This window comes from Mucilaginibacter sp., from assembly GCF_965200995.1.
Taxonomy (GTDB): domain Bacteria; phylum Bacteroidota; class Bacteroidia; order Sphingobacteriales; family Sphingobacteriaceae; genus Mucilaginibacter.
Genome location: NZ_OZ241743.1, coordinates 60172 through 81527 on the forward strand (window position 1 = coordinate 60172; position 21356 = coordinate 81527).

The 21356-nt window shown below is 45.0% G+C and carries 23 protein-coding genes and 2 tRNA genes; 11 read left to right on the forward strand and 14 right to left on the reverse strand.

What is annotated here, in order from left to right:
- Window positions 1-72: 72 nt before the first annotated feature.
- The 3 genes from rpmI to thrS all read right to left on the reverse strand — a co-directional run bounded on the left by rpmI (window position 73) and on the right by thrS (window position 2897).
- Window positions 73-273 (reverse strand): 50S ribosomal protein L35, encoded by a 201-nt coding sequence (gene rpmI / locus ACY652_RS00320; protein WP_090525627.1) that lies wholly within the window; start codon window positions 271-273, stop codon window positions 73-75.
- A 127-nt stretch (window positions 274-400) separates the two neighbouring features.
- Window positions 401-970, reverse strand: coding sequence for a translation initiation factor IF-3 (infC, locus tag ACY652_RS00325; protein ID WP_462265930.1), 570 nt, complete (start codon window positions 968-970; stop codon window positions 401-403).
- Window position 971: 1 nt separating this feature from the next.
- The gene (gene thrS, locus ACY652_RS00330; protein ID WP_462265931.1) at window positions 972-2897 is read right to left on the reverse strand and encodes a threonine--tRNA ligase; all 1926 of its coding nucleotides are present in this window, start codon (window positions 2895-2897) and stop codon (window positions 972-974) included.
- A 664-nt stretch (window positions 2898-3561) separates the two neighbouring features.
- Between thrS and ACY652_RS00335 the strand changes: the two genes are divergently transcribed.
- Together ACY652_RS00335 and ACY652_RS00340 are read left to right on the forward strand one after the other, a co-directional pair.
- Entirely contained in the window at window positions 3562-4290 is a 729-nt protein-coding gene (locus ACY652_RS00335; protein ID WP_462265932.1) for an SGNH/GDSL hydrolase family protein, read from the forward strand.
- A gap of 321 nt (window positions 4291-4611) precedes the next feature.
- The gene (locus tag ACY652_RS00340; protein WP_462265933.1) at window positions 4612-5778 is read left to right on the forward strand and encodes an acyltransferase family protein; all 1167 of its coding nucleotides are present in this window, start codon (window positions 4612-4614) and stop codon (window positions 5776-5778) included.
- A 42-nt stretch (window positions 5779-5820) separates the two neighbouring features.
- On the opposite strand, the gene ACY652_RS00345 is transcribed toward ACY652_RS00340, so the two are convergent.
- Window positions 5821-6549 (reverse strand): (Fe-S)-binding protein, encoded by a 729-nt coding sequence (locus ACY652_RS00345; RefSeq protein WP_462265934.1) that lies wholly within the window; start codon window positions 6547-6549, stop codon window positions 5821-5823.
- Window positions 6549-7895 (reverse strand): MFS transporter, encoded by a 1347-nt coding sequence (locus ACY652_RS00350; RefSeq protein WP_462265935.1) that lies wholly within the window; start codon window positions 7893-7895, stop codon window positions 6549-6551. Before ACY652_RS00350 ends, ACY652_RS00345 begins: the two co-directional genes overlap by 1 nt.
- Window positions 7896-8032: 137 nt before the next feature.
- On the opposite strand from ACY652_RS00350, the gene ACY652_RS00355 reads away from it, so the two are divergent.
- Window positions 8033-9349, forward strand: a complete 1317-nt coding sequence (locus tag ACY652_RS00355; RefSeq protein ID WP_462265936.1) for an amino acid permease — start codon at window positions 8033-8035, stop codon at window positions 9347-9349.
- Window positions 9350-9424: 75 nt separating this feature from the next.
- Here the strand turns inward: ACY652_RS00355 and ACY652_RS00360 are convergent, their stop codons facing one another.
- Window positions 9425-10318: an IS982 family transposase gene (locus ACY652_RS00360; RefSeq protein ID WP_462265937.1), complete on the reverse strand. Its 894-nt coding sequence runs from the start codon at window positions 10316-10318 to the stop codon at window positions 9425-9427.
- Window positions 10319-10422: 104 nt separating this feature from the next.
- Between ACY652_RS00360 and ACY652_RS00365 the strand changes: the two genes are divergently transcribed.
- Entirely contained in the window at window positions 10423-11175 is a 753-nt protein-coding gene (locus tag ACY652_RS00365; protein WP_462265938.1) for a hypothetical protein, read from the forward strand.
- Window positions 11176-11221: 46 nt separating this feature from the next.
- On the opposite strand, the gene ACY652_RS00370 is transcribed toward ACY652_RS00365, so the two are convergent.
- From ACY652_RS00370 to kdsA, 7 genes are all read right to left on the reverse strand, one after another.
- Window positions 11222-11303, reverse strand: a tRNA-Leu gene (locus ACY652_RS00370).
- A gap of 54 nt (window positions 11304-11357) precedes the next feature.
- Window positions 11358-12149, reverse strand: coding sequence for an ABC transporter substrate-binding protein (locus ACY652_RS00375; protein WP_462265939.1), 792 nt, complete (start codon window positions 12147-12149; stop codon window positions 11358-11360).
- Window positions 12149-13552, reverse strand: coding sequence for an undecaprenyl-phosphate glucose phosphotransferase (locus ACY652_RS00380; protein WP_462265940.1), 1404 nt, complete (start codon window positions 13550-13552; stop codon window positions 12149-12151). Before ACY652_RS00380 ends, ACY652_RS00375 begins: the two co-directional genes overlap by 1 nt.
- Before the next feature lie 129 nt (window positions 13553-13681).
- On the reverse strand, window positions 13682-15010 hold the full coding sequence (locus ACY652_RS00385; RefSeq protein ID WP_462265941.1) for a nucleotide sugar dehydrogenase: 1329 nt from the start codon (window positions 15008-15010) through the stop codon (window positions 13682-13684).
- 103 nt (window positions 15011-15113) lie between these two features.
- On the reverse strand, window positions 15114-15461 hold the full coding sequence (locus ACY652_RS00390; protein ID WP_462265942.1) for a DUF3140 domain-containing protein: 348 nt from the start codon (window positions 15459-15461) through the stop codon (window positions 15114-15116).
- A gap of 50 nt (window positions 15462-15511) precedes the next feature.
- On the reverse strand, window positions 15512-16450 hold the full coding sequence (locus ACY652_RS00395) for a KpsF/GutQ family sugar-phosphate isomerase (RefSeq protein WP_462265943.1): 939 nt from the start codon (window positions 16448-16450) through the stop codon (window positions 15512-15514).
- A 22-nt stretch (window positions 16451-16472) separates the two neighbouring features.
- A complete protein-coding gene (kdsA, locus tag ACY652_RS00400; protein ID WP_462265944.1) occupies window positions 16473-17249 on the reverse strand; it encodes a 3-deoxy-8-phosphooctulonate synthase in 777 nt (258 codons plus the stop codon).
- A 108-nt stretch (window positions 17250-17357) separates the two neighbouring features.
- Between kdsA and hscB the strand changes: the two genes are divergently transcribed.
- The 5 genes from hscB to ACY652_RS00425 all read left to right on the forward strand — a co-directional run bounded on the left by hscB (window position 17358) and on the right by ACY652_RS00425 (window position 19231).
- Window positions 17358-17885 carry a Fe-S protein assembly co-chaperone HscB gene (gene hscB / locus ACY652_RS00405; protein WP_462265945.1) on the forward strand — a complete coding sequence of 176 codons (528 nt, stop codon included), beginning with the start codon at window positions 17358-17360 and terminating at the stop codon, window positions 17883-17885.
- 10 nt (window positions 17886-17895) lie between these two features.
- A tRNA-Leu gene (locus tag ACY652_RS00410) sits at window positions 17896-17979 on the forward strand.
- Between the two features lie 92 nt (window positions 17980-18071).
- Window positions 18072-18272, forward strand: coding sequence for a DUF2683 family protein (locus ACY652_RS00415; protein WP_462265946.1), 201 nt, complete (start codon window positions 18072-18074; stop codon window positions 18270-18272).
- Window positions 18273-18560, forward strand: coding sequence for a type II toxin-antitoxin system RelE/ParE family toxin (locus ACY652_RS00420; RefSeq protein WP_462265947.1), 288 nt, complete (start codon window positions 18273-18275; stop codon window positions 18558-18560).
- A gap of 107 nt (window positions 18561-18667) precedes the next feature.
- Complete coding sequence (locus ACY652_RS00425; RefSeq protein ID WP_462265948.1) at window positions 18668-19231, forward strand: pentapeptide repeat-containing protein; 564 nt, start codon at window positions 18668-18670, stop codon at window positions 19229-19231.
- A gap of 206 nt (window positions 19232-19437) precedes the next feature.
- Here the strand turns inward: ACY652_RS00425 and ACY652_RS00430 are convergent, their stop codons facing one another.
- Window positions 19438-19947, reverse strand: a complete 510-nt coding sequence (locus ACY652_RS00430) for a YqgE/AlgH family protein (protein ID WP_462265949.1) — start codon at window positions 19945-19947, stop codon at window positions 19438-19440.
- Between the two features lie 175 nt (window positions 19948-20122).
- On the opposite strand from ACY652_RS00430, the gene pdxH reads away from it, so the two are divergent.
- Both pdxH and ACY652_RS00440 read left to right on the forward strand, forming a co-directional pair.
- Window positions 20123-20770 carry a pyridoxamine 5'-phosphate oxidase gene (pdxH, locus tag ACY652_RS00435; protein WP_462265950.1) on the forward strand — a complete coding sequence of 216 codons (648 nt, stop codon included), beginning with the start codon at window positions 20123-20125 and terminating at the stop codon, window positions 20768-20770.
- Window positions 20767-21261: an NADH-quinone oxidoreductase subunit C gene (locus ACY652_RS00440; RefSeq protein ID WP_462265951.1), complete on the forward strand. Its 495-nt coding sequence runs from the start codon at window positions 20767-20769 to the stop codon at window positions 21259-21261. Before pdxH ends, ACY652_RS00440 begins: the two co-directional genes overlap by 4 nt.
- Window positions 21262-21356 lie beyond the last annotated feature (95 nt).

Sequence of the window (21356 nt, forward strand, 5' to 3'; positions counted from 1 at the left end):
TGTTGTTGTTTTGGTAGTGAGTGCCGGCCTTAAGCCAGACTTTTGTACTCTAATACCTGGTTAAAAAATTAATTACTTACCGATACAAAGCATACGTTTTACGTTACCCATGTCGGCATCAGACACTAAGCTGGTCTGGCCCAGGGCACGCTTACGCTTGGTCGACATCTTGGTTAAGATGTGGCTTTTGTATGCGTTTTTTCTGGCAATTTTACCGGTTCCAGTAAGCTTAAAACGCTTTTTTGCACTGGAATTGGTTTTCATTTTTGGCATAACTGTTATTTATTAATGTGCTGATGTGCTGATATGCAGATGTGCAGATAAGTACACAGCGGGTTTTGCTTTATGGGGGCAGTCTCATTTGCACATCTGCACATCTGAAATCTGCACATTAATTATTCTATTTCTTGGCTGCCTTAGGCGCTACGGTTAAAAACATCCGCTTGCCTTCCAGCTTTGGCAATTGCTCTACCTTGCCTACTTCTTCAAGCGCCTGGGCAAATTTAAGCAATAAAATTTCGCCCTGCTCTTTGTACACAATGGCGCGGCCTTTGAAATGCACGTAAGCCCGAACCTTTTCACCGGCTTCTAAAAAGCTGATGGCATGCTTCATTTTAAAGTTAAAGTCATGATCATCGGTGTTCGGGCCGAAACGGATCTCCTTAATTACCGTTTGCTTGGCGTTACTTTTAATTTCCTTCAGCTTCTTTTTCTGCTCGTAAATAAACTTGTTATAGTCTATTACACGGCAAACGGGAGGAACTGCGTTCGGAGAGATTTCAACCAGATCTAATTCCTGCTGTTCAGCAATAGCCAGCGCATCACGCAAAGAAAAGATGCCCTGCTCTAAGTTATCACCTACCAGGCGAACTTCCTGAGCCCTGATAAATTGATTAATATTATGCTCTGCTTCCTTCTTTTTAAAAGGAGGACGCGGCCCTCTGCTGAAATTTGGTTTATTTAATGCCAAGTTATATGGTTATTTCTTTTGTTATTTGTTGTATAAATTCTTCTATCGTTAAACTGCCTGAATCGCCCTGGCCATGTTTACGAACCGAAACGGTGCCTTCTGCAGCCTCCTTTTCGCCTACGATTAACATGTAGGGTATCTTTTTGATTTCAGCATCACGGATTTTTCTGCCGATCTTCTCGTCCCTGAAATCAATTAGCCCGCGAATATCGGCAATTGCAAGCGTTTCTGAAAGTTTTTTTGCATAATCTTCATATTTTTCAGATATAGGCAAAATTACATATTGCTCGGGCGATAGCCATAACGGAAAGTTACCGGCGCAGTGCTCAATCAGTACTGCCACAAAACGCTCTAAGGAGCCAAAGGGCGCACGGTGAATCATTACCGGGCGGTGCTTCTGGTTGTCGCTGCCGTTGTATTCCAGCTCAAAACGTTCGGGCAGGTTATAATCTACCTGAATGGTACCCAGCTGCCACTTGCGGCCCAAGGCATCCTTCACCATAAAGTCCAGCTTCGGCCCATAAAACGCCGCTTCGCCGTATTCAATAACGGTTGGCAGGTTCTTTTCCTCAGCGGCTTCAATGATGGCTGCTTCTGCCAGCGCCCAATTTTCATCAGAACCAATGTATTTGGTCTTGTTATCCGGATCGCGCAGCGATACCTGTGCCGTATAATTATCAAAGCCCAAAGCTGTAAACGTATACAGCACCAGGTCAATCACCTTTTTAAATTCATCCTTCACTTGGTCGGGCCGGCAAAACAGGTGGGCATCATCCTGCGTAAAGCCGCGTACACGGGTTAAGCCGTGCAGCTCGCCGCTTTGCTCATAGCGGTAAACGGTACCAAACTCGGCAAAGCGCACGGGCAAATCCTTGTAAGAGCGGGGCTTGGTTTTGTAAATTTCGCAATGGTGCGGGCAGTTCATCGGCTTTAAAAAGAACTCCTCCCCTTCCTGCGGTGTTTTTATCGGCTGAAAACTATCCTTACCATACTTATCATAGTGCCCCGAAGTTACATACAGGTTTTTGTGGCCGATATGCGGGGTGATCACCTGCTCGTAACCGGCTTTGGTTTGGGCCTTTTGCATGAAGTTAACCAAACGTTCGCGCAATGCTGCACCTTTAGGTAACCATAGCGGTAACCCCATACCTACCTTTTCGGAGAAGGCAAACAGTTCCAGCTCCTTACCCAGCTTACGGTGATCGCGCTTCTTGGCTTCCTCAATCATCTTGAGGTAGTCGGTAAGTTCGCTCTGCTTCGGATAGGTAACACCGTAAATACGGGTGAGCTGCTTGCGGGTTTCATCGCCGCGCCAGTAGGCGCCGGCAGTGTTCATCAGTTTTACCGCTTTAACAAAGCCGGTATTGGGGATATGCGGGCCACGACACAGATCGGTAAAGTTGCCCTGACTGTAAAAGGTAATGGAACCATCGGGCAGATCCTTAATCAGGTCGAGCTTATATTCATCTCCCTTGTCAGTAAAGTAGGCTGTAGCTTCTTCTTTGCTTACCGGTTTGCGGATGAACTGCTCTTTGGCTTTGGCCAGTTCTAAAATCTTATCTTCAATCTGCTTGAAATCGTCGGAAGAAAACTCACGGTCGCCAAAATCCACATCGTAGTAAAAACCGGTTTCAATAGCCGGGCCGATGCCGAACTTGGTGCCGGGATACAATGCCTCCAACGCCTCGGCCATCAGGTGGGCCGATGAATGCCAGAAGGTAGATTTACCGGCGGCATCATTCCAGGTAAGCAGCTTTAAATCCGAATCCTGCTCGATGGGGCGGCTGGCATCCCATACCTGGCCGTTTACTTCGGCAGCCAGCACATTGCGGGCTAAGCCTTCGGAAATGGATTGTGCAATTTGCAATGAGGTGATCCCCTTATCGTACTGACGAACGGAACCATCAGGAAGTTTAATACTAATCATCTACAACTATGATTTATTGTTCAATTATAAATATACTAAAAAATATCATCACCTACAGAAGTGATGCTGACTTTGCGGCAAAGGTAAATTATTTTACATAACAATAAGCCGGTGATTTGCATTGCCCATACAAGGCCTGCCTGTGCACCAGTAAGCAAACCTCACTGTTATCTGTTCAATTTTTGGTGTCGCCCTCATAGGTGTCCGGCAGACTTTTTTAGTTGAAATTAATGCCTTTAGCTCATCCTAAACTGATCTCTGCGCTCCACAGCCAGAACAAGCCATATACCTGCCTGGCGGACGCTGAAAACAAGTTGAGCATACCTCGATTCCTGCCTTGCGTCTAAGGGTAATATACCTCCTTTATCTACTCCGCAAAGTGTAAACCCAAAGTTTACACAATTTTAAAAATTTATCATTTAATACATTTATATTCAATAAGTTGAAAAAACACAAGGTTTACACTTTTTAGAGCTTTTAGTTGTGTCGTTTAATGCATTTTCGGTGCTTCCGAACACTGATGGGATCAAGCTGAATTGGATAATGATGCTTGCGGCAACAAATTTACTACAATGAAAGCGGAGTGCATATTGGTAAAACTTTATTGACATATTTTAATTTTACACCTGTTTGGGCATAACGTATATTTGGGTATTAATACAGAATGAAACGAATTTTCCTTTGTTTTTTTATGGCGGTAATTATCATCGTCAACGGATGTAAGAAGCAGCAGGCCGACTTTGAACCTGATGTTGTTGAAACTACCCTTAAAATAGAAAAACGCATCACGATTGTGAATAAAGGAGTATCGGGTGATACTGCAGCCGATTTGCTGAAAAGGATAAGCGATGTTACTGACGAGAAGCCCAACCTTGTTTTGATTATGGTGGGCACGAATGATGCCGGCTGGGGTGGCAATATACTTAACACTTACCAGCAAAACCTAACACAGATTGTAGAGGCAATTCAAGCCACAGGCGCAACAGTTTACCTGATGTCTCCCCCGCCTATCTTAAGCAGTTATAAATTGTACAGTGCGCAGCTGATAGCTAATCTTGATGCAGCGCGTACGATGATGATCAGTGTAAGCAATGCCAGGCACTGTAAATATCTTGACGTTAGGGGTCAATTTGAGGCGCTGCCTGCCACCGGGACAACGCTAAGCTCACTTTACCTGGGCGACGGTTTGCACCTTAGTGCAGCAGGCTATGAGAAAATGTCAGACTACATATATTCCGCTATCCTGGCTGATACCGCTCCGCTGCTTTCCGGATTAAAAATAGTTTGTTTTGGCGATAGCATCACCAATGGCTACATGGTAAATGGTGCCGGCACTACCGATGGAGATACCTATCCCGCCCGGTTAAAAGGTCTTTTTTTACAAAATAATTAAAGTTACTTGCAGTGCCTGCTTTGTAATAATTTTGTTATCACTCTCTCATTTTTATAAACATCAACAACCATCGTGTTTATATTATAAATCAAGTTGTACATTTGCAATGTAATCTCGTCTTTAAAAATCATAAGTCTTGATTAACATATAGCGTTTAAAGCAATCTTATATTCCAATATTTAAATTACAGATTTCCTTAAAGTTACAAGCAAATCTTTTCAACCTGGCCATAAGTGAACAATCAGTTTATTAAAATCTACTTTTTGAGCAGATCATCAATACTAAATATTAAAAGTTCAGGCGGTTTTCAGAAACATCGTTATGCATAAGGGCAAAACTTTCTTTCCTAATCTTGATGGTTTGCGTTTTGTGGCATTCTTTGCTGTATTTATACAGCACAGCTTTAATATCTGGCTTAGTTATCACACCAAGTTATTCCGTTCGCATTTTGGCGGAAGTATTGCGATACACCTGCTGCACCTTGGCGGTAATGGCGTTTCGTGCTTTTTTGTGTTAAGCGGTTTTTTGATTACCTATCTGTTAGTTCAGGAAAAACAGCGGCACCACAAAATCAGCTTACCAGGCTTTTATATGAGGCGCATCCTTCGGATATGGCCGCTCTATTACTTGTTGGTTGTGCTTGAATTTGCGGTATTTAACAATATTTACCCCTTACTTGGCTGGAAACCCTCTCATCTTAACTTTTTTGCTGTCATCAGCTTCCTTACCAATTTTAATATCAATCACTTACTTGCATTGCACAGGTTAGGCGGAACAGTTTTGGGAGCCACATGGTCGGTTTGTGTTGAAGAACAGTTTTACCTGATATGGCCGCTGTTATTTTTTATTTTTTCAAATAAAAAAATCAAGTATGCCATAGCAGCTATAGTTGTGCTGTGTTATGCATACCGGTTCAGCATTCGCTATGATGAAACCAACCTGTATGGCAGCACCTTTAGCGTTTGCGGCGATTTGGCCATAGGCGGATTATTGGGCTATTATACCTACTATTCGCGTAAATTCAGGCAAACTATAGCTTCAATGAGCAAGGCCTTAATCTATATATTGTATATAGCGGGCTTTATATGGTTATATGTTGAAGCGCAGATACCAGTATATCCAGGCTTACACGTTTTCTTGCGGTTGGGTAATTGCCTGTTCTTCGCTTTTGTAATAGCCGAACAAAATTTTGCCTTGCATTCCTTTTATAAATTTGAAAATTATAAAGCTATAAGTAAATGGGGCATGTATACGTACGGGCTGTATATGCTTCATCCCATTGCTGTTGAGCTGGTGAGAACAGTTAGCAGACTTATGTTTCCGAACTTCAATCAATATACATTGATAGCTACAATTATGCTGGCGGTTTTAATTCTTGTTATCTCTATGATAGCCAGCTACTTTTCTTACAAATTTTTCGAATCAAGATTTTTAAAATTCAAAGACAGGTTTTCAACCCTGAAGCGGCAGGCAATTGTTGCGCCCTGATGATAAGGCAGGCAGCGCAACAAACAATACTTATAACATCGGCTATATGTTTCCCCAGCCATGCGCCAGCACATCAGCCAGGTGCATGGTTTTCAGCTGTATTTTATGCTTATCAATATAATTCTGCAGGTGCATCAGGCACGAGGCATCAGTAGATATCATATACTCGGCACCGGCATCTAACGCATGTTGCACCTTCTGCTGCGCCATGGCGCTTGATATGGCATCAAACTTTACAGCGAAGGTTCCGCCAAACCCGCAGCAGGTATCACCCGCCTGCATTTCTACCAGCTCCAGGCCGTGCACATGGCTCAGCAGGCGGCGCGGTTCCTCCTTAATTTTACATTCTCGCAGGGCGCTGCAACTGTCGTGATATACCGCCCGGCCATCCATTTCGGCACCAAAATATTCTGCCTGCATAATGTTCACCAAAAAATCTGATAGCTCATAGATGCTGCCCTGCATGGTACGGCATTTATTATGCGATGAAGTATTGGTAAACAGATCGGTATAATAATTTTTCACCATACCGGTACAGGAGGCGGAAGGCGTTACTATAATAGTATCTTCATCATATTCATCAATCATCTTTTGGGCTACTGCCTTGGCATCATCCCAAAAGCCTGCATTAAAAGCGGGTTGCCCGCAACACGTTTGCGCCGGGTTATAATGTACCTGGCAACCGGCCTTTTCCAACACCTTAAGCGTATTAAAAGCCGTATCCGGACAAAGCTGATCAATAAAACAGGGTACGAATAATTCTACTTTCATCAGCTTTCGGTATCGTTAATTATTTCGGGCGCAAGGTTATCGCTTTTGCGCTGGGCGAACAACAAGGCAATCAGCAGTAATAAACCGGCTATAAAAAAAGCGTCGAGCGCAATTATGGAATTACGCATACTGCCGGTAATGGCTTCGATAAAGCCAAAGGCAAACAAACCGATTACAATGGAAAGCTTTTCGGTAACATCGTAAAAGCTGAAATACGAGGCGGTATCGGGAATGTTTTCCGGGATCAGTTTAGAATAAGTAGAGCGGGACAGCGACTGTACGCCTCCCATTACCAAACCCACTACTGTTGCCAGGATGTAAAACTCACTTTCGCGGGTGATGAAATATGCGCCGATACAAACTACTGTCCATATAGATACAATGGCAATCAGCGCTTTTATATTACCATACCGGGCCGACATTTTTGAAAATAGCCAGGCACCGGCTATAGCTACGAGTTGAATAATGAGTACAATGATAATTAAGCTGGTTTCGCCCATGTGCAACACCTTAGCGCCGAAGTTGGCCGCTACCAGCATAACGGTTTGCACACCTACCGAGTAAAAAAAGAAGGCAGGCAGGTAACGCTTTAGCAAAGGCATATTTTTTACATTACGCCATACTTTAGCTAACTCTTTAAAACCGCCGGTAAAAACATTTTGCTTATGTCCATCGGCGTTGGGCTCGCCTTTGGGCAGGATTTTGAATGGAATGAGGGAAAACCCGATCCACCATATGCCTACCAGTAAAAATGAAACCCGCACCGCCGCAGTATCATCGGCCAGAAGAAACAGGTGCGGAAATTTGATGATCACGAAGCAGGCGATCTGTAAAATCACGCTGCCTATGTACCCGTAGGTGAAACCTTTGGCGCTAACGGCATCCTGCTGGTCGGCAGTGGCAATTTGCGGCAGGTATGAATTGTAGAACACAAAGCCCCCGCTGTACCCGATGGCCGCAATGCCGAAGCAGATCATCCCTAACTCAATAGGTTTTTGCGGCTCCAGAAAATACAGCCCAAGGCAGGCGATGCTGCCAATAATGGTAAACATTTGCAGGTAAGCCTTCTTACTGCCTTTATAATCGGCAATGGAGGTAAGAATGGGCAGCATAATAACAATAAGCAGGTAGGCAAACGCCAGCACATAGCTGAACAAGGCCGTATTTACAAACTGGTGCCCGAAAAAGCTAACATCATAGTTCTCCTTTCCATTTATTTTTTTGGTGGTAATGGCGTTATAATAGGCCGGAAACACCGTTGAGGTAATAACTAAGTTATAGGATGAATTGGCCCAATCGAACATGGACCAGGCCCATATCATGCGTTTGTTGTTTTTTTGTTCCATGCAGCAGCTAAAAGTAACTATTTTTCAGAAGTTGCCATAAGCGCTGTTCCTTTAATTACCAACAACTGTATCAGCCCGCCCGATAGATTAGGCCCGTTATGCTTATCTTCGGCGGCAACACAAATTTTCTTATCACCATGCCCCATCATTCTGAACCATCGCAAAAGAAGTTAGGCTTATGGACAAGCACCTCGCTTGTAGTAGGCAACATGATTGGTGCAGGCGTTTTCCTGATGCCGGCTGCCCTGGCCTCGTTTGGCAGTATCAGCCTGCTGGGCTGGCTGTTTTCGGCTATCGGCGCTTTCTTCCTGGCACGGGTATTTGGTAACCTGAGCCGCTTGCTGCCGCAGGTTACCGGCGGGCCTTACGCCTATACCCGTAGCGGGTTTGGTGATTTTGCCGGTTTTTTGGTAGCCTGGAGTTATGCTATCGCTTTGTCCTGCGCCAACGCTGCCATTGTAATTTCGTGGGTAAGCGCCCTGAGTGTCTTTTTCCCGGTGCTGGCTACCCACACGGTGGCCGCCGCAGGTACCGGGTTAGTTACCATCTGGCTGCTCACCTGGATCAATACACGGGGCGTTGTGGTTTCGGGGCGGCTGCAACTGGCTACTACAATTTTAAAGATATTGCCCTTAATCATTGTAGGCATTGGCGGACTGTTCTTTATCAGGGCCGAAAACTTTCATCCGTTTAACAGCAGCGGCACCTCGGTGTTCGGTGCTATTACCACTACTGCGGCCTTTACAGTTTTTGCGTTGGTAGGCATCGAAAGCGCCTCGGTACCTGCCGGCAATGTCAGCAATCCGGAAAGAACCATACCGCGTGCTACCTTACTGGGTTTATTGATAGCCGTATTGGTTTATTTTACCGGCAGTATCAGCATCATGGGCATGATACCGGCAACGCAGCTGCGCCATTCGCTTACACCCTATGCCGATGCAGCGCAGCAGCTGTTCGGCCCGCAGGCGCGTTACTGGGTAAGCGGCGGTATTGCCATTGCCGCCTTTGGCGCGTTAAACGGCTGGATATTAGTGCAGGGACAGGTGCTCTATGCCATTGCCAAAGACCGGCTTTTTCCGGCCCTGTTCGCCCGCGAGAACAACAAACAGGTACCCTACATGGGCATGATTATAAACAGCATACTGGTGTCGCTGTTTATGCTTATAAACTATACCAAAGGGCTGGTAGACCAGTTTAAACTGCTGATGAGCCTGGCCGTATTTATGGTATTTATCCCCTACCTGTTCTCGTCTATGGCCTATCTGATGGTGCGCCTGAAACACCGTGAGCGGATTACAGGCAATGTTACTGGTGCTATACTTTTGGCTCTATTGGCTTTTGCCTTCTCTCTATGGGCGATTGCCGGCACCGGGGAAAAAGCGGTGTATAGCGGCTTTATCGGGCTTATGGCAAGTGTGCCGGTATATATTTGGATACGGTACACAAACGATTAATTTATTACATTTTAACGCTTAACATTTGTCATTATAAATTAACATGAAACATATTAATAACCTGAGTTCGATTAATCAGAAGGCAGACAACTGAGAAGAGAAAGAAGTCTGGAAGGTGATGGCGGGCTTTTTAGGCAGGAAATCATAAGCGATAAGCCCTGCGATGAGGTTGATAAGGAAGTTGGTAAACGAACGATGCCTGGAATGCTCTACCTGGCAAATGTTTTTAAGCTCATCATTAACAGTTTCAATAACCGACCGTTTACGCAGGATAATTTTATCATGCATACTCATCAAGCTGTTCTTCATGTTATCGCGTATACTGGTAATGAGGTGGATATCACTGATAAAAAGTATTTGGGTTAGCTTTTCAGAAATATATCCCTTGTCAGCGAACAATTTGCCAAAGACCGCTTGGAGAAAGCTTTCATTTTTCAGCGGCTGGCGGTCATCTACGTTGGCCTGAGTGATGGCAAAGTTTAATATTTCGCCCTTGTCATTGATCACAATATGCAGCTTAAAGCCATAGAACCAGCCCATAGTGGACTTGCCCACCTGGGCAATGTCCTTAAACACCTTGTTCCTTTTGATGCGCTTGTTGTGGCAGACCCTGATGGGTGTGGAATCGACAAAGGAAATGCCTGTACAATGGCCCAGGCAGCAGGTCTTCAGGAATAAAGTCATCGGCATAAGTACGCTTTGGCTCAATTCGACAAAGCGGTTGTAAGATACGGTTCGGGGAAACTCGGCCTGCATGTGGCGCTGGATATAAAACATATAAAAGTGTTTAAAGCATCGGAAACCACTCAAATGGAATAGCAGGCTGATGCACATCACCTCGCTTTTAGACATCACCGGCGGGCGCTTGGACGGCTTGCCAAGCAGGTAGGGCGCAGTTGTACGGTCAAAATCTTTGCAGAACTCGTCAGCAAGACAGAAAATATCCGTAATTTTATGGAAGTCGATCATAAAGAAATGTATTTAAATATTTGAATGTCAGATACTTAAATATACTTGCATTTCTTGTGATTGACAATTATTCGACACTATTTATTAATCGAACTCAGGTTAATATGAAGCCAAAGAGTGCTTTTATAGTGTTATCCCTGATACTGCTTCCGGTTTTATTATTGAATCCAGCAACGCTGTTTGCTCAGGAATTTAATAAATCTGTTAACAAAGACTCTTTGCTTAGAGAAATACTAAAAGACATTCCAAAAGATAAGTCAAAGGAATTTTTGGATGTATATAACTCAGGTAACGAACAATCGAAGGAATTTTTACTCTATATGTACTCTTTGCCTCGAAGCAGTAAAAAAGAGATGATTAGTAATATTGATTTAAGATTTAAGGAAATTAATCTTCTGAAAAGCTATTACGAACAGTTAGTTCCCCCTAATTATGAGGTATCAATAGAATTTTACACTCCAAACAACATTGTCAATACAAAAGAGAGCATCGATTTAAAAATAACGCACACTATAAACAAAGAAACCGTTGTTGAGCAAGAATGGGATATGGCTTACCATTCTGATAAACTGGATAAGATGCTGCACAAACTAAATTGGGATTATGACACCTTGAAACACATAACGAGTCTATTAGAAAATGCTCATTGTATTTCTATAGAAAACGGCAAAGAAACAACTGTAGGTTTTGCAAGGAGCGGATTAGGAAAATATTCGTACCTGTTGTTTAAAAAGGATTTAATTACACAACAGATTCACCAATATAATGACGGTTGCAGCTACATTTTTTTTAAGAAAAACATTGTGTTACAGTATGGGGGTGGTGCTACAGGGCCGCAATGCTTTCCAGATAAGTGATAAAGCAAAAAGCCGTTAATCTGAATTAACGGCTTTTCTAACTATGTGCGGAAGAAGGGACTCGAACCCCCACGCCTCGCGGCGCCAGATCCTAAGTCTGGTGCGGCTACCAATTACGCCACTTCCGCATCAGGATTGTGGGGCAAATATAGCGTTTGTGTACAAATTACAAAATCTAAATTTTATTTAAAGCCGGTAACCTGCTGCCGCAGTTGTGTAAAATAAGCCGGCGCATACCGTAACCTGCTGCCATACCACGAGAACATTTCGCCATCCGCCAGCAGCACTTGTGCACCAGGCAGCAAAGCCTGCAACTCGGCAATATGCTTTTTCCTGAACGGATAAGGTTCGGAAGATAACACAACCACCTGCGGGTTAAGCTGCTGCAACCGTTCGGGCGCTACTGCCGGGTAGCGCGTTTCAGTAATGGCGTTCCTGAATCCGCATTGCTGCATCATGTCATGAATAAAGGTATCAGTACCGGCAGCCATGTAAGGCTTGCGCCATATTAAATATACCGTGTTAAGCAGACTGTCCACCGGGCTTAACGCTGTAAACTCATGCGCAATGCGCTTAATCAGTTCGTTACCCTGTTCGCTGCGATTGGTAACCGCGCTTACACCGGCTATCATTTCCAGCGCCTGTGTGTAGTTTTGAATATCACTGATCCAAACCGGGTATTGCTGCATTAAAGCTTCAATATCTTCACGCTGATTTTCTTCCTTGTTGGCAATAATTAAATCGGGCTGAAGCTCGTGAATTACTTTCATATCCACCTGCTTGGTACCGCCCACCGCTGTCAGTTCATTTTTGAACCCTTTTGGATGAACGCAGAATTTGGTACATCCCGCCATTTGTTCGGCAAGCCCCAGATCATACAACAGTTCAGTTTGCGAGGGTACCAGAGACACGATACGGCGGGGTGGCTGCGGTATATTAACCGCACGGTGCAACTGATCAAAGAATACGGCCATCAGAACGCGTTCTTATCTCCTTTTACGGTATTCCAAAATGTAAGGAATATAACTTTCATATCCAGCAGGAAAGACCAGTTTTCCAGATACCATACATCAGCCTCCACACGGGCCAGCATGGCATCGGTAGTTTTGGTTTCTCCGCGCAGGCCATTCACTTGTGCCCAGCCGGTTATGCCAGGCTTTAAGAAATGGCGCACCATAAAAGTGTCTATCACCTGTGAATACTGCTCGGTATGGCTTAACATGTGCGGCCGCGGCCCTACCACAGACATGTTACCCAGCACCACATTAAAAAACTGCGGCAGTTCATCTAAATTTGTCCGGCGCATGAAGGCGCCTATCGGCGTAATACGCGCATCGCCCTTTACAGCCTGCCTGCTGTCAGACTCGGCGTTAACGGCCATGCTCCTGAACTTGAAGCACTTAAATGGCTGGTTGTTGCGGCCCGAGCGGGTTTGTACAAAAAATACAGGCCCCTTGGATTGTATAAGTATAATTAAACTAAGGATAGGAAAAAGCCAGCTGAACACAAACAAAATAATTGCTACTGAAAAAACAACATCGAATAACCGCTTGGTGAATCGGTTCAGCATGTTCTCCAATGGCTCGGGGCGAATGGAAATTACCGGTATTGGCCCTAAACTTTGCACCTGGGTAGGCTTTTGACCGAAATTGTAATATTGCGGAACAAACTTAAACCGGATGAGATTTCTGTCCGCATCCATCATTAACTGCTTTATTTTTTCGTGTTCGGTGTTTGGTAAAGTGCAGAATATTTCATCTACCCCGTTCTTTACCAAAAAGTCCATGCAGTCTTCGGTGTTGCCCATGTACAACTCTTTTCGGATAACTGCGTATGGGTTATCATCAAAGATACCCATTACATGATAACCGCGATCCACGGTTTCTATCAGGTGATTATATACATCATTAGCTACACGGCCGCTTCCCACAATTACCACGTTACGATAATCAGCTAAAAAACGGCGTTCTGATTTTCGTATGCTTAAAAAGATCAGTTTCCATAAACTCAGGAAAAACCCGAAAAGCAGTATCGCATAAAATAAGTATTCGCGTGTTACCAAATAGGCCTTGGTGCCAATTATAATGATGATGGTAACACAAATAAAGGATACAAACAGCAGGTAGGTTTTAGCCACCAGCCGGTAGGTAGTGATAGAATCGCGGTTGAGCACATACTCATAAGCGCCGGTAATATTAGCCGAAAGTAACCAGACCAGGTTAAAGACCAGCACTACCGGAAAATAATGCCCATTGTTTACCCAAACCATATAGGTATGGCCGCTTATAGCGTAAGCCAGCATCATACTAAGGTTTAAAATTATATAATCAATAGTAAGATTAATTGCCTTTATAAAGGTATTATATCTGTGTATCATTGATTGTTAAGCATCAGGGTATATAATTGGTTAAGACTTTACGATACAAGTATACTATAACTGATAAACAACACATAGGCTCATTGTATTGCCGTGAGCCCGAGTAACTATTGCTGATGTGAAGATGAGCTATAAACTGCCATCGGTTATATGATCAGGCAATATGCCTTTCACATCAAATATTACCGAGGAGGCGCTTTTTTTAAGCACTTCATAATTTAATTCATAAAATTGCTGATGGGCAACGGCTAAAATTATGGCATCATAAGCACCCGATAAATCATCCTCATTTTTTACGGTTACAACACTGTATTCCTGCAGCACTTCATCCGGGTTGGCCCAGGGGTCATATACTTCATAATTCACCTCAAATTCTGAAAGCACTTTTAATATATCTATTACCCTTGTGTTACGCACATCGGGGCAGTTTTCTTTAAACGTAAAGCCCAAAACCAGCACCCTGGAGTTTTTTACGGCAATATCACGCTTTACCATCAGCTTGATCACTTCCAGGGCAATGTAAGTACCCATGCCGTCATTAAGGCGGCGGCCGGCCAGAATCATTTCAGGATGATAGCCGGCCTGCTGGGCACGCTGGGCCAGGTAATAAGGATCAACGCCGGTGCAATGCCCGCCTACCAATCCCGGCCTGAAATTCATAAAGTTCCACTTGGTGCGGGCAGCTTCCCAAACGGCATTGCTGTCTATCTCCAGCAGGTTAAAGATCTTAGCCAGTTCATTTACAAAAGCAATGTTCACATCGCGCTGTGTATTTTCAATTACCTTGCAGGCTTCGGCCACCTTAAGGCTTGGTGCACGGTGTGTGCCGGCGGTAATGATGCTTTTATACAGCTGATCTACAAACTCGGCGCATTCTGGCGTTGAGCCGGAAGTAACCTTTACAATATTGGTTAATGTGTGTACCTTATCGCCGGGGTTGATACGCTCAGGCGAATAGCCTGCAAAAAAATCCAGATTAAAATGTAAGCCTGAATTTTGTTCAAGCAGCGGTACGCAAAACTCTTCTGTAGCACCAGGGTAAACCGTGGATTCATAAATTACTACATCACCCGCCTTCAGCACACTTGCCACCATTTCGGTTGCCCGCTGCAGCAATGTAAGGTCGGGGCGGTTGTGCATATCTGTTGGTGTAGGTACGGCTACAATGTATACATTACAGGGAGCAATAGCCTCTTTAGCGATTGAAAACGCTATACTGTTATACGATGTGGCTGTAATGGCTTCCAGTACAGCGGCATCTACTTCCAGTGTACGGTCAAAGCCTTGCTTAAGTTCGCTGATACGGGATATTTTTGTATCGAAGCCTACCACGTGGTATTTTTTGGCAAATTCAACCGCCAAAGGCAAGCCTACATATCCTAAACCTATAACGGCAATATGCAGAGGTGATGGAGCCTTAAAAACGGCAGATGGTGGATTTGAAGATACAAGAGGCATGGCAGACCGGCAGCATTTAAATTACATGATAGCCTGCAAATATAATTTAATTTGAGATTGTGCATACCCGGCATACCGTTATAAAAAAAGCGGCTGCTGCCGCTTACTTCTTACTGTAATCATGTCCCCAGTTTTTAAGGGAGTAGTTCCAGTTGGTTTCCGAAACATCACCCTTTGGCTTTTGGGCGCTGTGGCGCTTGATGTAGCTGTTAACCTTTTGCATGTGTTTATAGTCTGCTTCTTTCAAATCAGCCTGTTTGGTATGCAAAATTTCGATGATCCTTTCACCGGATTTATGACCGATGGATTCACCGTCGCCACTATCCCAGCCTACCGCTTTGGATTCGTCGGTTTTCAGCCATTTCTCCAGGGCGGCCGGCGTCATGTTCACCAGTTCCTTAAACTCCTGGTAAATTTCCTTTTCTTCCTTTTCGTCAAGCTTTGTACTCATGGTATAATTATTTCCTGATACAACGCCTTTGAAATTAAATGGTTTAGCAATTAGTACTCATTATAAATCTGATACACGCCCGCTACACGCCGGGCCTCTGCATCGCCCACCAGTAAGGTAGCAATCTTGCGTTCAATCATCAGGTGTTCGGCCACACCTGCAAATTCGTCCCCGCTGATGATAATTGGCTGCGGGGTCATCATTTCTGTGATTTTTAGTTCCTGCGTATTGGGGTTATGCAATAAAGCCCGCCGCAGGTCGCCATCGGTGATAATGCCCTCCACATAATTAGCATCGCCTATCATCACTAAACCCAGCCGCCCGGCCGACATGCAAAGCAGCAACTCCGTAAAACCGGCGTTGCTGTTGATGTAGGGTAAGGCTTCAGTCCGCATTTTATCCTTTACGCGTGTAAGCAGTTTGCGGCCCAAACTGCCGCCGGGATGGTAACGGGCAAAATCTTCGGGCTGAAATTTTTTGATGGTCATGAGCGCTACGGCCAGCGCATCGCCCATCACCAGGGTGGCGGTGGTTGATGAAGTAGGCGCCAGTTCGAGCGGACAGGCTTCAGTGGTAATACGAACATCGAGGTGATGATCGCAGTTGCGGGCAATGGTTGAATCACGATTACCGGTGATGCCGATCAGCAGGTTCTGGTTATGCTTTAGAAACGGAATAATTTTTAATACCTCATCCGTTTCGCCGGAGTAAGAAATGAGCAGTACAGCATCCTCATGTCCTATCATTCCCAAATCGCCGTGAAACGCTTCTCCGGGATGTAAAAAGAAACTCGGTGTGCCGGTACTGGCCAGTGTAGCCGCTATTTTCTTACCCACAATGCCCGATTTACCTACCCCGGCCACTACCAGCTTGCCTTTTACGGCTGATATAGCACTTATTACATCATCAAAATCGCTGTTCAGCCGGGCGGCAACCTCCTGTAGCGATTGTATCTCAATGTTGAATACACGTTTGGCAATGTCTTTCATGCAAATACTCCTGCGCGTGCGGTTAGTCTATTAATGATTGCATAATGCCTTCCAAGTCCTGCAACTTAACCATGTTCGGGCCGTCGCTCAGGGCATGGTCCGGGTCGGGGTGCACTTCCATAAAGTAGCCGTTAGCACCGAAGGCCTTAGCCGCCAGGGCCATCATGGGCACAAAGGTACGGTCGCCGCCGGTGGTACCGTTGGCGCCGCCGGGCCGCTGCACCGAATGGGTACAATCCATACACACCGGGTACCCGAACGCCTTCATATCATAAACATTCCTGAAATCAACCGCCAGGTTGTTATAACCAAATACATTGCCCCTTTCAGTTAAAATCACCTGCGAATTACCGGCATCGGCTACTTTTTGCGCCGGGTAATACATATCATGCCCCGATAAGAACTGCGCTTTTTTTACGTTCACGATTTTGCCGGTTTGCGCGGCAGCTACCAGCAGATCAGTCTGGCGGCACAAAAAGGCGGGTATCTGCAATACATCTACCACCTCGGCCGCCTTAGCTGCCTGGTAGCTTTCATGAATATCGGTGATCAGCGGCAACTGGTAACGCTCTTTCACGTTGTTCAGCATCTCCAGCCCGGCTTCCAAACCCGGCCCTCGGTATGATTTGATGGAGGTGCGGTTGGCCTTATCGAACGACGACTTGAACACCACCGGTACCTGGTATTTTTGCTGTAATGCAGCTACGGTTTCGGCTACGGTGTAAAGCAGCTCCTGGCTCTCAATTACACAGGGGCCTAATATAAAAAACGGCTTTTGCCGCATTTGTTCAAACAGCATAACTTAACGGGGTGTTTATCAGCCAGCAAAGATGAAGATATTTTTTCATTTGCCATTGTGTATACTTGTACCTGCCGGTTACCGTAACCGGCTTATTTACGCTTGACAATGATTAATTTTTTTGATTTCTATAACCTGCCCGAATCCTTTGAGGTAGACCAGGCTGCCTTGAAACAACTGTTTTACCGCTACAGTAAGGAATACCACCCCGATTTTTATGCCACTGATACGGAAGAAAAGCAGGCCGAGATACTGGAACTGTCGACCATTAATAACAAGGCTTACCATACGCTGGCCAATCCGGCCAAGCGGCTGGCGTACATTTTACAGCAGCACGACTTGCTGCAGGAAGGTGCCAAGCCGCAGCTGCCCGGCGACTTTCTGATGGAGATGATGGACCTGAATGAGCGCCTGATGGAAGCCGATGATGCCCAGCAACTGGCCGGCATCAGCGCCGAAGTGCTGGAAGTGGAAAATGATTTACAGGGGCAGTTGAGCGCCCTGACTCATGATTACCAAACACTTGATGACAAAGCCAAAGAAAGCCGGCTGAACCAGATTGCAGATATTTATTACCGGCAAAAATATTTGTTGCGGATTAGGGAGAGTTTAAATACATTTGCATCCCGCTTCTGAGGAAACGGATGCCCAGATGGCGGAATCGGTAGACGCGCTGGTCTCAAACACCTGTGGCTGCAAGGCCGTGCCGGTTCGACCCCGGCTCTGGGTACAAAGCCTGATACGAAAGTATCGGGCTTTGTTGTTCATTTTTTATCTGCTGGTGTTAATTGAATACAGACAGATATATGAGTATATTTGGCTATGGATGCACTGATCATTTATCCTGAAAACAAGGAGCAGCTAACCGCTTTAAAAGCCATAGTTAAAGCGATGAAGATATCCTTTGAGCAAAAAAGCATTGTTTATCCTGAACATGTGCTTGATGGCGTAAAATCATCTTTAATAGAAGCAGAAGAAAAGAAATTGAAGCAATTTTCCGGCATTGAAGACCTGTTACGTTAAATGGGCTTAAGTATTGTTTATACACCTGCGGCCAAATCTACGTATCGAAATATACACCAATTCATTACCACTAATTTTGGAAAAAGTTCGGCTGAAAAATTTTCAGCAAAGGCTGAAAAAACAATACGCTTGATTGCTGAACAACCGCTGATGTTCAAATCTTCAGAAATAGCCGAAAATGTACGAATAGGTTTTATTACCAAACAATGTGCATTGTTTTACCGGGTGGAAAAGAATGAGGTACAACTTCTATATTTTTGGGATAACCGTCAGGAACCGATAGTATAATCTTTCACCTATCAAATATTTGAATGTTGCCGGTTCGACCCCGGCTTTGGGTACAAAGTCTGATATAAAAGGTGTAAGGTTTTACAGTTTATAAATATCTTTACACCATGCCTGAAGATCACACCTTCACCAAACTCAATCATCAGCAATTAAAAGCTTTGGGTAATGACTTTGATCATTGCCAATTCAGGAACTGCGATCTGTCCTATGCCGAGCTGTCGGGCATCCGCTTTGCCGATTGCGGGTTTACGGATTGTAACCTGCTGCTGGCTACGGTGGAAGATACGGCATGGCAAAATGTGTTGTTTACAGGCTGTAAACTGAGCGGTATTCACTTTAATAAAAGCAGTAAATTTTTGTTCGAGCTGCATTTTACCGATTGTCTGCTGGATAATGCCATCTTCTACCAAACCAAAAACAAGAAAAGCCGCTTTACCCGCTGCTCATTAATCGAAGCGGATTTTACAGAGGCGGATCTTACCGCGGCGGTTTTTAACGAATGTAACTTTGAGCGCACTACCTTTTCAAACACCCTGCTTAACCAGGCCGACCTCAGCACCAGCTACAATTTCATCATCGACCCGGAAAACAACCGGCTGAACAAGGCTAAATTCTCGTTGCAAGGCCTGCCGGGCCTGCTCATGAAGCACAAAATTACCATCAAATATTAGCCAAATTGCCTAAAAGGCATGTCATACCCAAACTTAGCAGCTGTTTAGGTTTCTTAGATTCCTAATATAACATATAACTCACACCCAGTCATTTCGACCGCAGGGAGAAATCTTCTTCAGGCGATAAGTATGCGGTAGAGGATTTCTCCCTGCGGTCGAAATAACCCTTTTTTCGTTTTTGAGCAATCTTTGAGGAAGTATTATATTTAATTCAATGCGGGGTTTTCAGGAAAGTTGGCGATGTGCGCAAACCGCTGGCCCATATTAATAATTACCTCCCGCCACATGTTATGCTCCTCGTTTACAAACAGGTTATCAATATGGTAACGATCAGCCACCAGCCAGCTATTCTCTTTAATTTCTCCCTCCAGCTGCTCCTGAGACCAGCCGGAATAACCGGCAAAGAACCGGATTTCATCACTGGTTAATTGATAAGTATTAACTAAGTCTTTTACGGTATTAAAATTACCGCCCCAATACACGCCTTTGCATATTTCAGTCCCCCCGTCAATCTTATCAGGGCAGCGGTGTATAAAGTGCAGGGTATCCATACCCACCGGTCCGCCAGAAAAAACGGGCAGTTCAGAATAAGAGATGTCCGGCAGTACATCGCCCAACAGATATTCGCTCTGGTGGTTTAATACGTACCCCATCACGCCATCACTTGAATGCTCTGCCAGCAGTACCACAGCGCGTTTAAAATTAGGATCTTGCATAAAGGGCTCTGATATCAATAAACGCCCCGCTGCTGCAGTAACCGTAGTAAGCATACGTATAAAATATTTTTTATTTTAACATCAACCGTTAAGATATGTTCATTTTACTAACGAATGATGCCGGGCGGGCGGTATATTACCCCTATTATAATTTGCATTTGGTAAGTTTGCAGTAATGAACCGCGAAGACATACAAAACCTCAGGCAGGACTACCGCTCCGCCTCGCTCAGCGAGGGTGAGGTGAAGCCTAACCCCATACTGCAATTTGAAACCTGGTTTAACCAGGCCATAGAGGCCGATATCTACGAGCCTAATGCCATGACCCTGGCTACCGCCACGCATGACGGGCGGCCCTCGGCACGCATTCTGCTGCTTAAAGGTTTCAGCGATCACGGATTCGTGTTCTACACCAATTACCTGAGCCGCAAGGGGAAGGAAATTGCCAAAAATCCGGTAGGGTCGATGGTATTCTTCTGGGGGCCGCTGGAGCGGCAGGTACGTATTGAGGGAACGATTGAAAAATTGAGCAAGGAGCAGTCGGACCGGTATTTTCATTCGCGCCCCAAAGGCAGTCAGATCGGTGCGCTGGTTTCGCCGCAAAGTCAGGAAATAACCAACCGGAAGGTGCTGGAAGATAAGCTGACAGAACTGGAAACGGAATATGAGGATAAGGAAATACCTAAACCGTCTTACTGGGGCGGTTATGTATTAAAACCGCAACTCATAGAGTTTTGGCAGGGCCGCACCAGCCGCCTGCACGACCGCCTGGTGTACAAGAGAACCGATAAAAAGAACTGGAAAATTGTACGCCTGGCCCCATGAGTTTTAAGGAAGTTAAGCAATTGCTGATCGAGCAGTTTGGCGAAGAAATTATTGTTGGCGAGGAAACCACCGGTTTACAACCGGCCCTGTTAATTGTGCCTGACCGTATTGCCGATGTTTGCTTAGAACTACGCAACAACCCGGCTACCTATTTCGATTTTCTGGCCTGCATAACCGGTATGGATTATGGTACAACCGCCAATCGCTTTGGCGTGGTTTACCACCTCAGCTCCATCCCCTACCAAATGCAGTTAACGCTTAAAATCAGCAGGGAACATACCCGCAATACGGATAATCTGCCCGTATTCCCTACCGTAAGCAACGTTTATAAAACCGCCGAATGGCACGAACGCGAAGCCTTCGACCTGCTGGGCATCTACTTTGAAGGCCACCCCGACCTGCGCCGCATTTTGCTTCCCGATGACTGGGAGGGCTATCCCTTACGTAAAGATTACCAGGCAGCGGAGTATTATAAAGGCATCAAGATTTAGCCCCCGCCCCCTAAAGGGGAGGTAAAGTTTATTAGTATCATGACTGAAATTGCCACAAATTCAAATCAGGCTGCAACATCTGCTCCCCCTTCAGG

Excerpts from the sequence above, each read along its gene's own strand:
- hscB (WP_462265945.1), top strand. The coding sequence starts at position 17,358 with ATGATTAATTTTTTTGATTTCTATAACCTGCCCGAATCCTTTGAGGTA.
- ACY652_RS00365 (WP_462265938.1), top strand. The coding sequence starts at position 10,423 with ATGAAGCCAAAGAGTGCTTTTATAGTGTTATCCCTGATACTGCTTCCG.
- kdsA (WP_462265944.1), bottom strand. The coding sequence starts at position 17,249 with ATGCTGTTTGAACAAATGCGGCAAAAGCCGTTTTTTATATTAGGCCCC.
- ACY652_RS00415 (WP_462265946.1), top strand. The coding sequence starts at position 18,072 with ATGGATGCACTGATCATTTATCCTGAAAACAAGGAGCAGCTAACCGCT.
- ACY652_RS00380 (WP_462265940.1), bottom strand. The coding sequence starts at position 13,552 with ATGATACACAGATATAATACCTTTATAAAGGCAATTAATCTTACTATT.
- ACY652_RS00345 (WP_462265934.1), bottom strand. The coding sequence starts at position 6,549 with ATGAAAGTAGAATTATTCGTACCCTGTTTTATTGATCAGCTTTGTCCG.
- ACY652_RS00440 (WP_462265951.1), top strand. The coding sequence starts at position 20,767 with ATGAGTTTTAAGGAAGTTAAGCAATTGCTGATCGAGCAGTTTGGCGAA.
- thrS (WP_462265931.1), bottom strand. The coding sequence starts at position 2,897 with ATGATTAGTATTAAACTTCCTGATGGTTCCGTTCGTCAGTACGATAAG.
- ACY652_RS00425 (WP_462265948.1), top strand. The coding sequence starts at position 18,668 with ATGCCTGAAGATCACACCTTCACCAAACTCAATCATCAGCAATTAAAA.
- ACY652_RS00390 (WP_462265942.1), bottom strand. The coding sequence starts at position 15,461 with ATGAGTACAAAGCTTGACGAAAAGGAAGAAAAGGAAATTTACCAGGAG.
- ACY652_RS00335 (WP_462265932.1), top strand. The coding sequence starts at position 3,562 with ATGAAACGAATTTTCCTTTGTTTTTTTATGGCGGTAATTATCATCGTC.
- ACY652_RS00420 (WP_462265947.1), top strand. The coding sequence starts at position 18,273 with ATGGGCTTAAGTATTGTTTATACACCTGCGGCCAAATCTACGTATCGA.
- ACY652_RS00340 (WP_462265933.1), top strand. The coding sequence starts at position 4,612 with ATGCATAAGGGCAAAACTTTCTTTCCTAATCTTGATGGTTTGCGTTTT.
- ACY652_RS00360 (WP_462265937.1), bottom strand. The coding sequence starts at position 10,318 with ATGATCGACTTCCATAAAATTACGGATATTTTCTGTCTTGCTGACGAG.
- ACY652_RS00385 (WP_462265941.1), bottom strand. The coding sequence starts at position 15,010 with ATGCCTCTTGTATCTTCAAATCCACCATCTGCCGTTTTTAAGGCTCCA.
- pdxH (WP_462265950.1), top strand. The coding sequence starts at position 20,123 with ATGAACCGCGAAGACATACAAAACCTCAGGCAGGACTACCGCTCCGCC.
- ACY652_RS00375 (WP_462265939.1), bottom strand. The coding sequence starts at position 12,149 with ATGGCCGTATTCTTTGATCAGTTGCACCGTGCGGTTAATATACCGCAG.
- ACY652_RS00350 (WP_462265935.1), bottom strand. The coding sequence starts at position 7,895 with ATGGAACAAAAAAACAACAAACGCATGATATGGGCCTGGTCCATGTTC.
- rpmI (WP_090525627.1), bottom strand. The coding sequence starts at position 273 with ATGCCAAAAATGAAAACCAATTCCAGTGCAAAAAAGCGTTTTAAGCTT.
- ACY652_RS00395 (WP_462265943.1), bottom strand. The coding sequence starts at position 16,450 with ATGAAAGACATTGCCAAACGTGTATTCAACATTGAGATACAATCGCTA.
- ACY652_RS00430 (WP_462265949.1), bottom strand. The coding sequence starts at position 19,947 with ATGCAAGATCCTAATTTTAAACGCGCTGTGGTACTGCTGGCAGAGCAT.
- ACY652_RS00355 (WP_462265936.1), top strand. The coding sequence starts at position 8,033 with ATGCCCCATCATTCTGAACCATCGCAAAAGAAGTTAGGCTTATGGACA.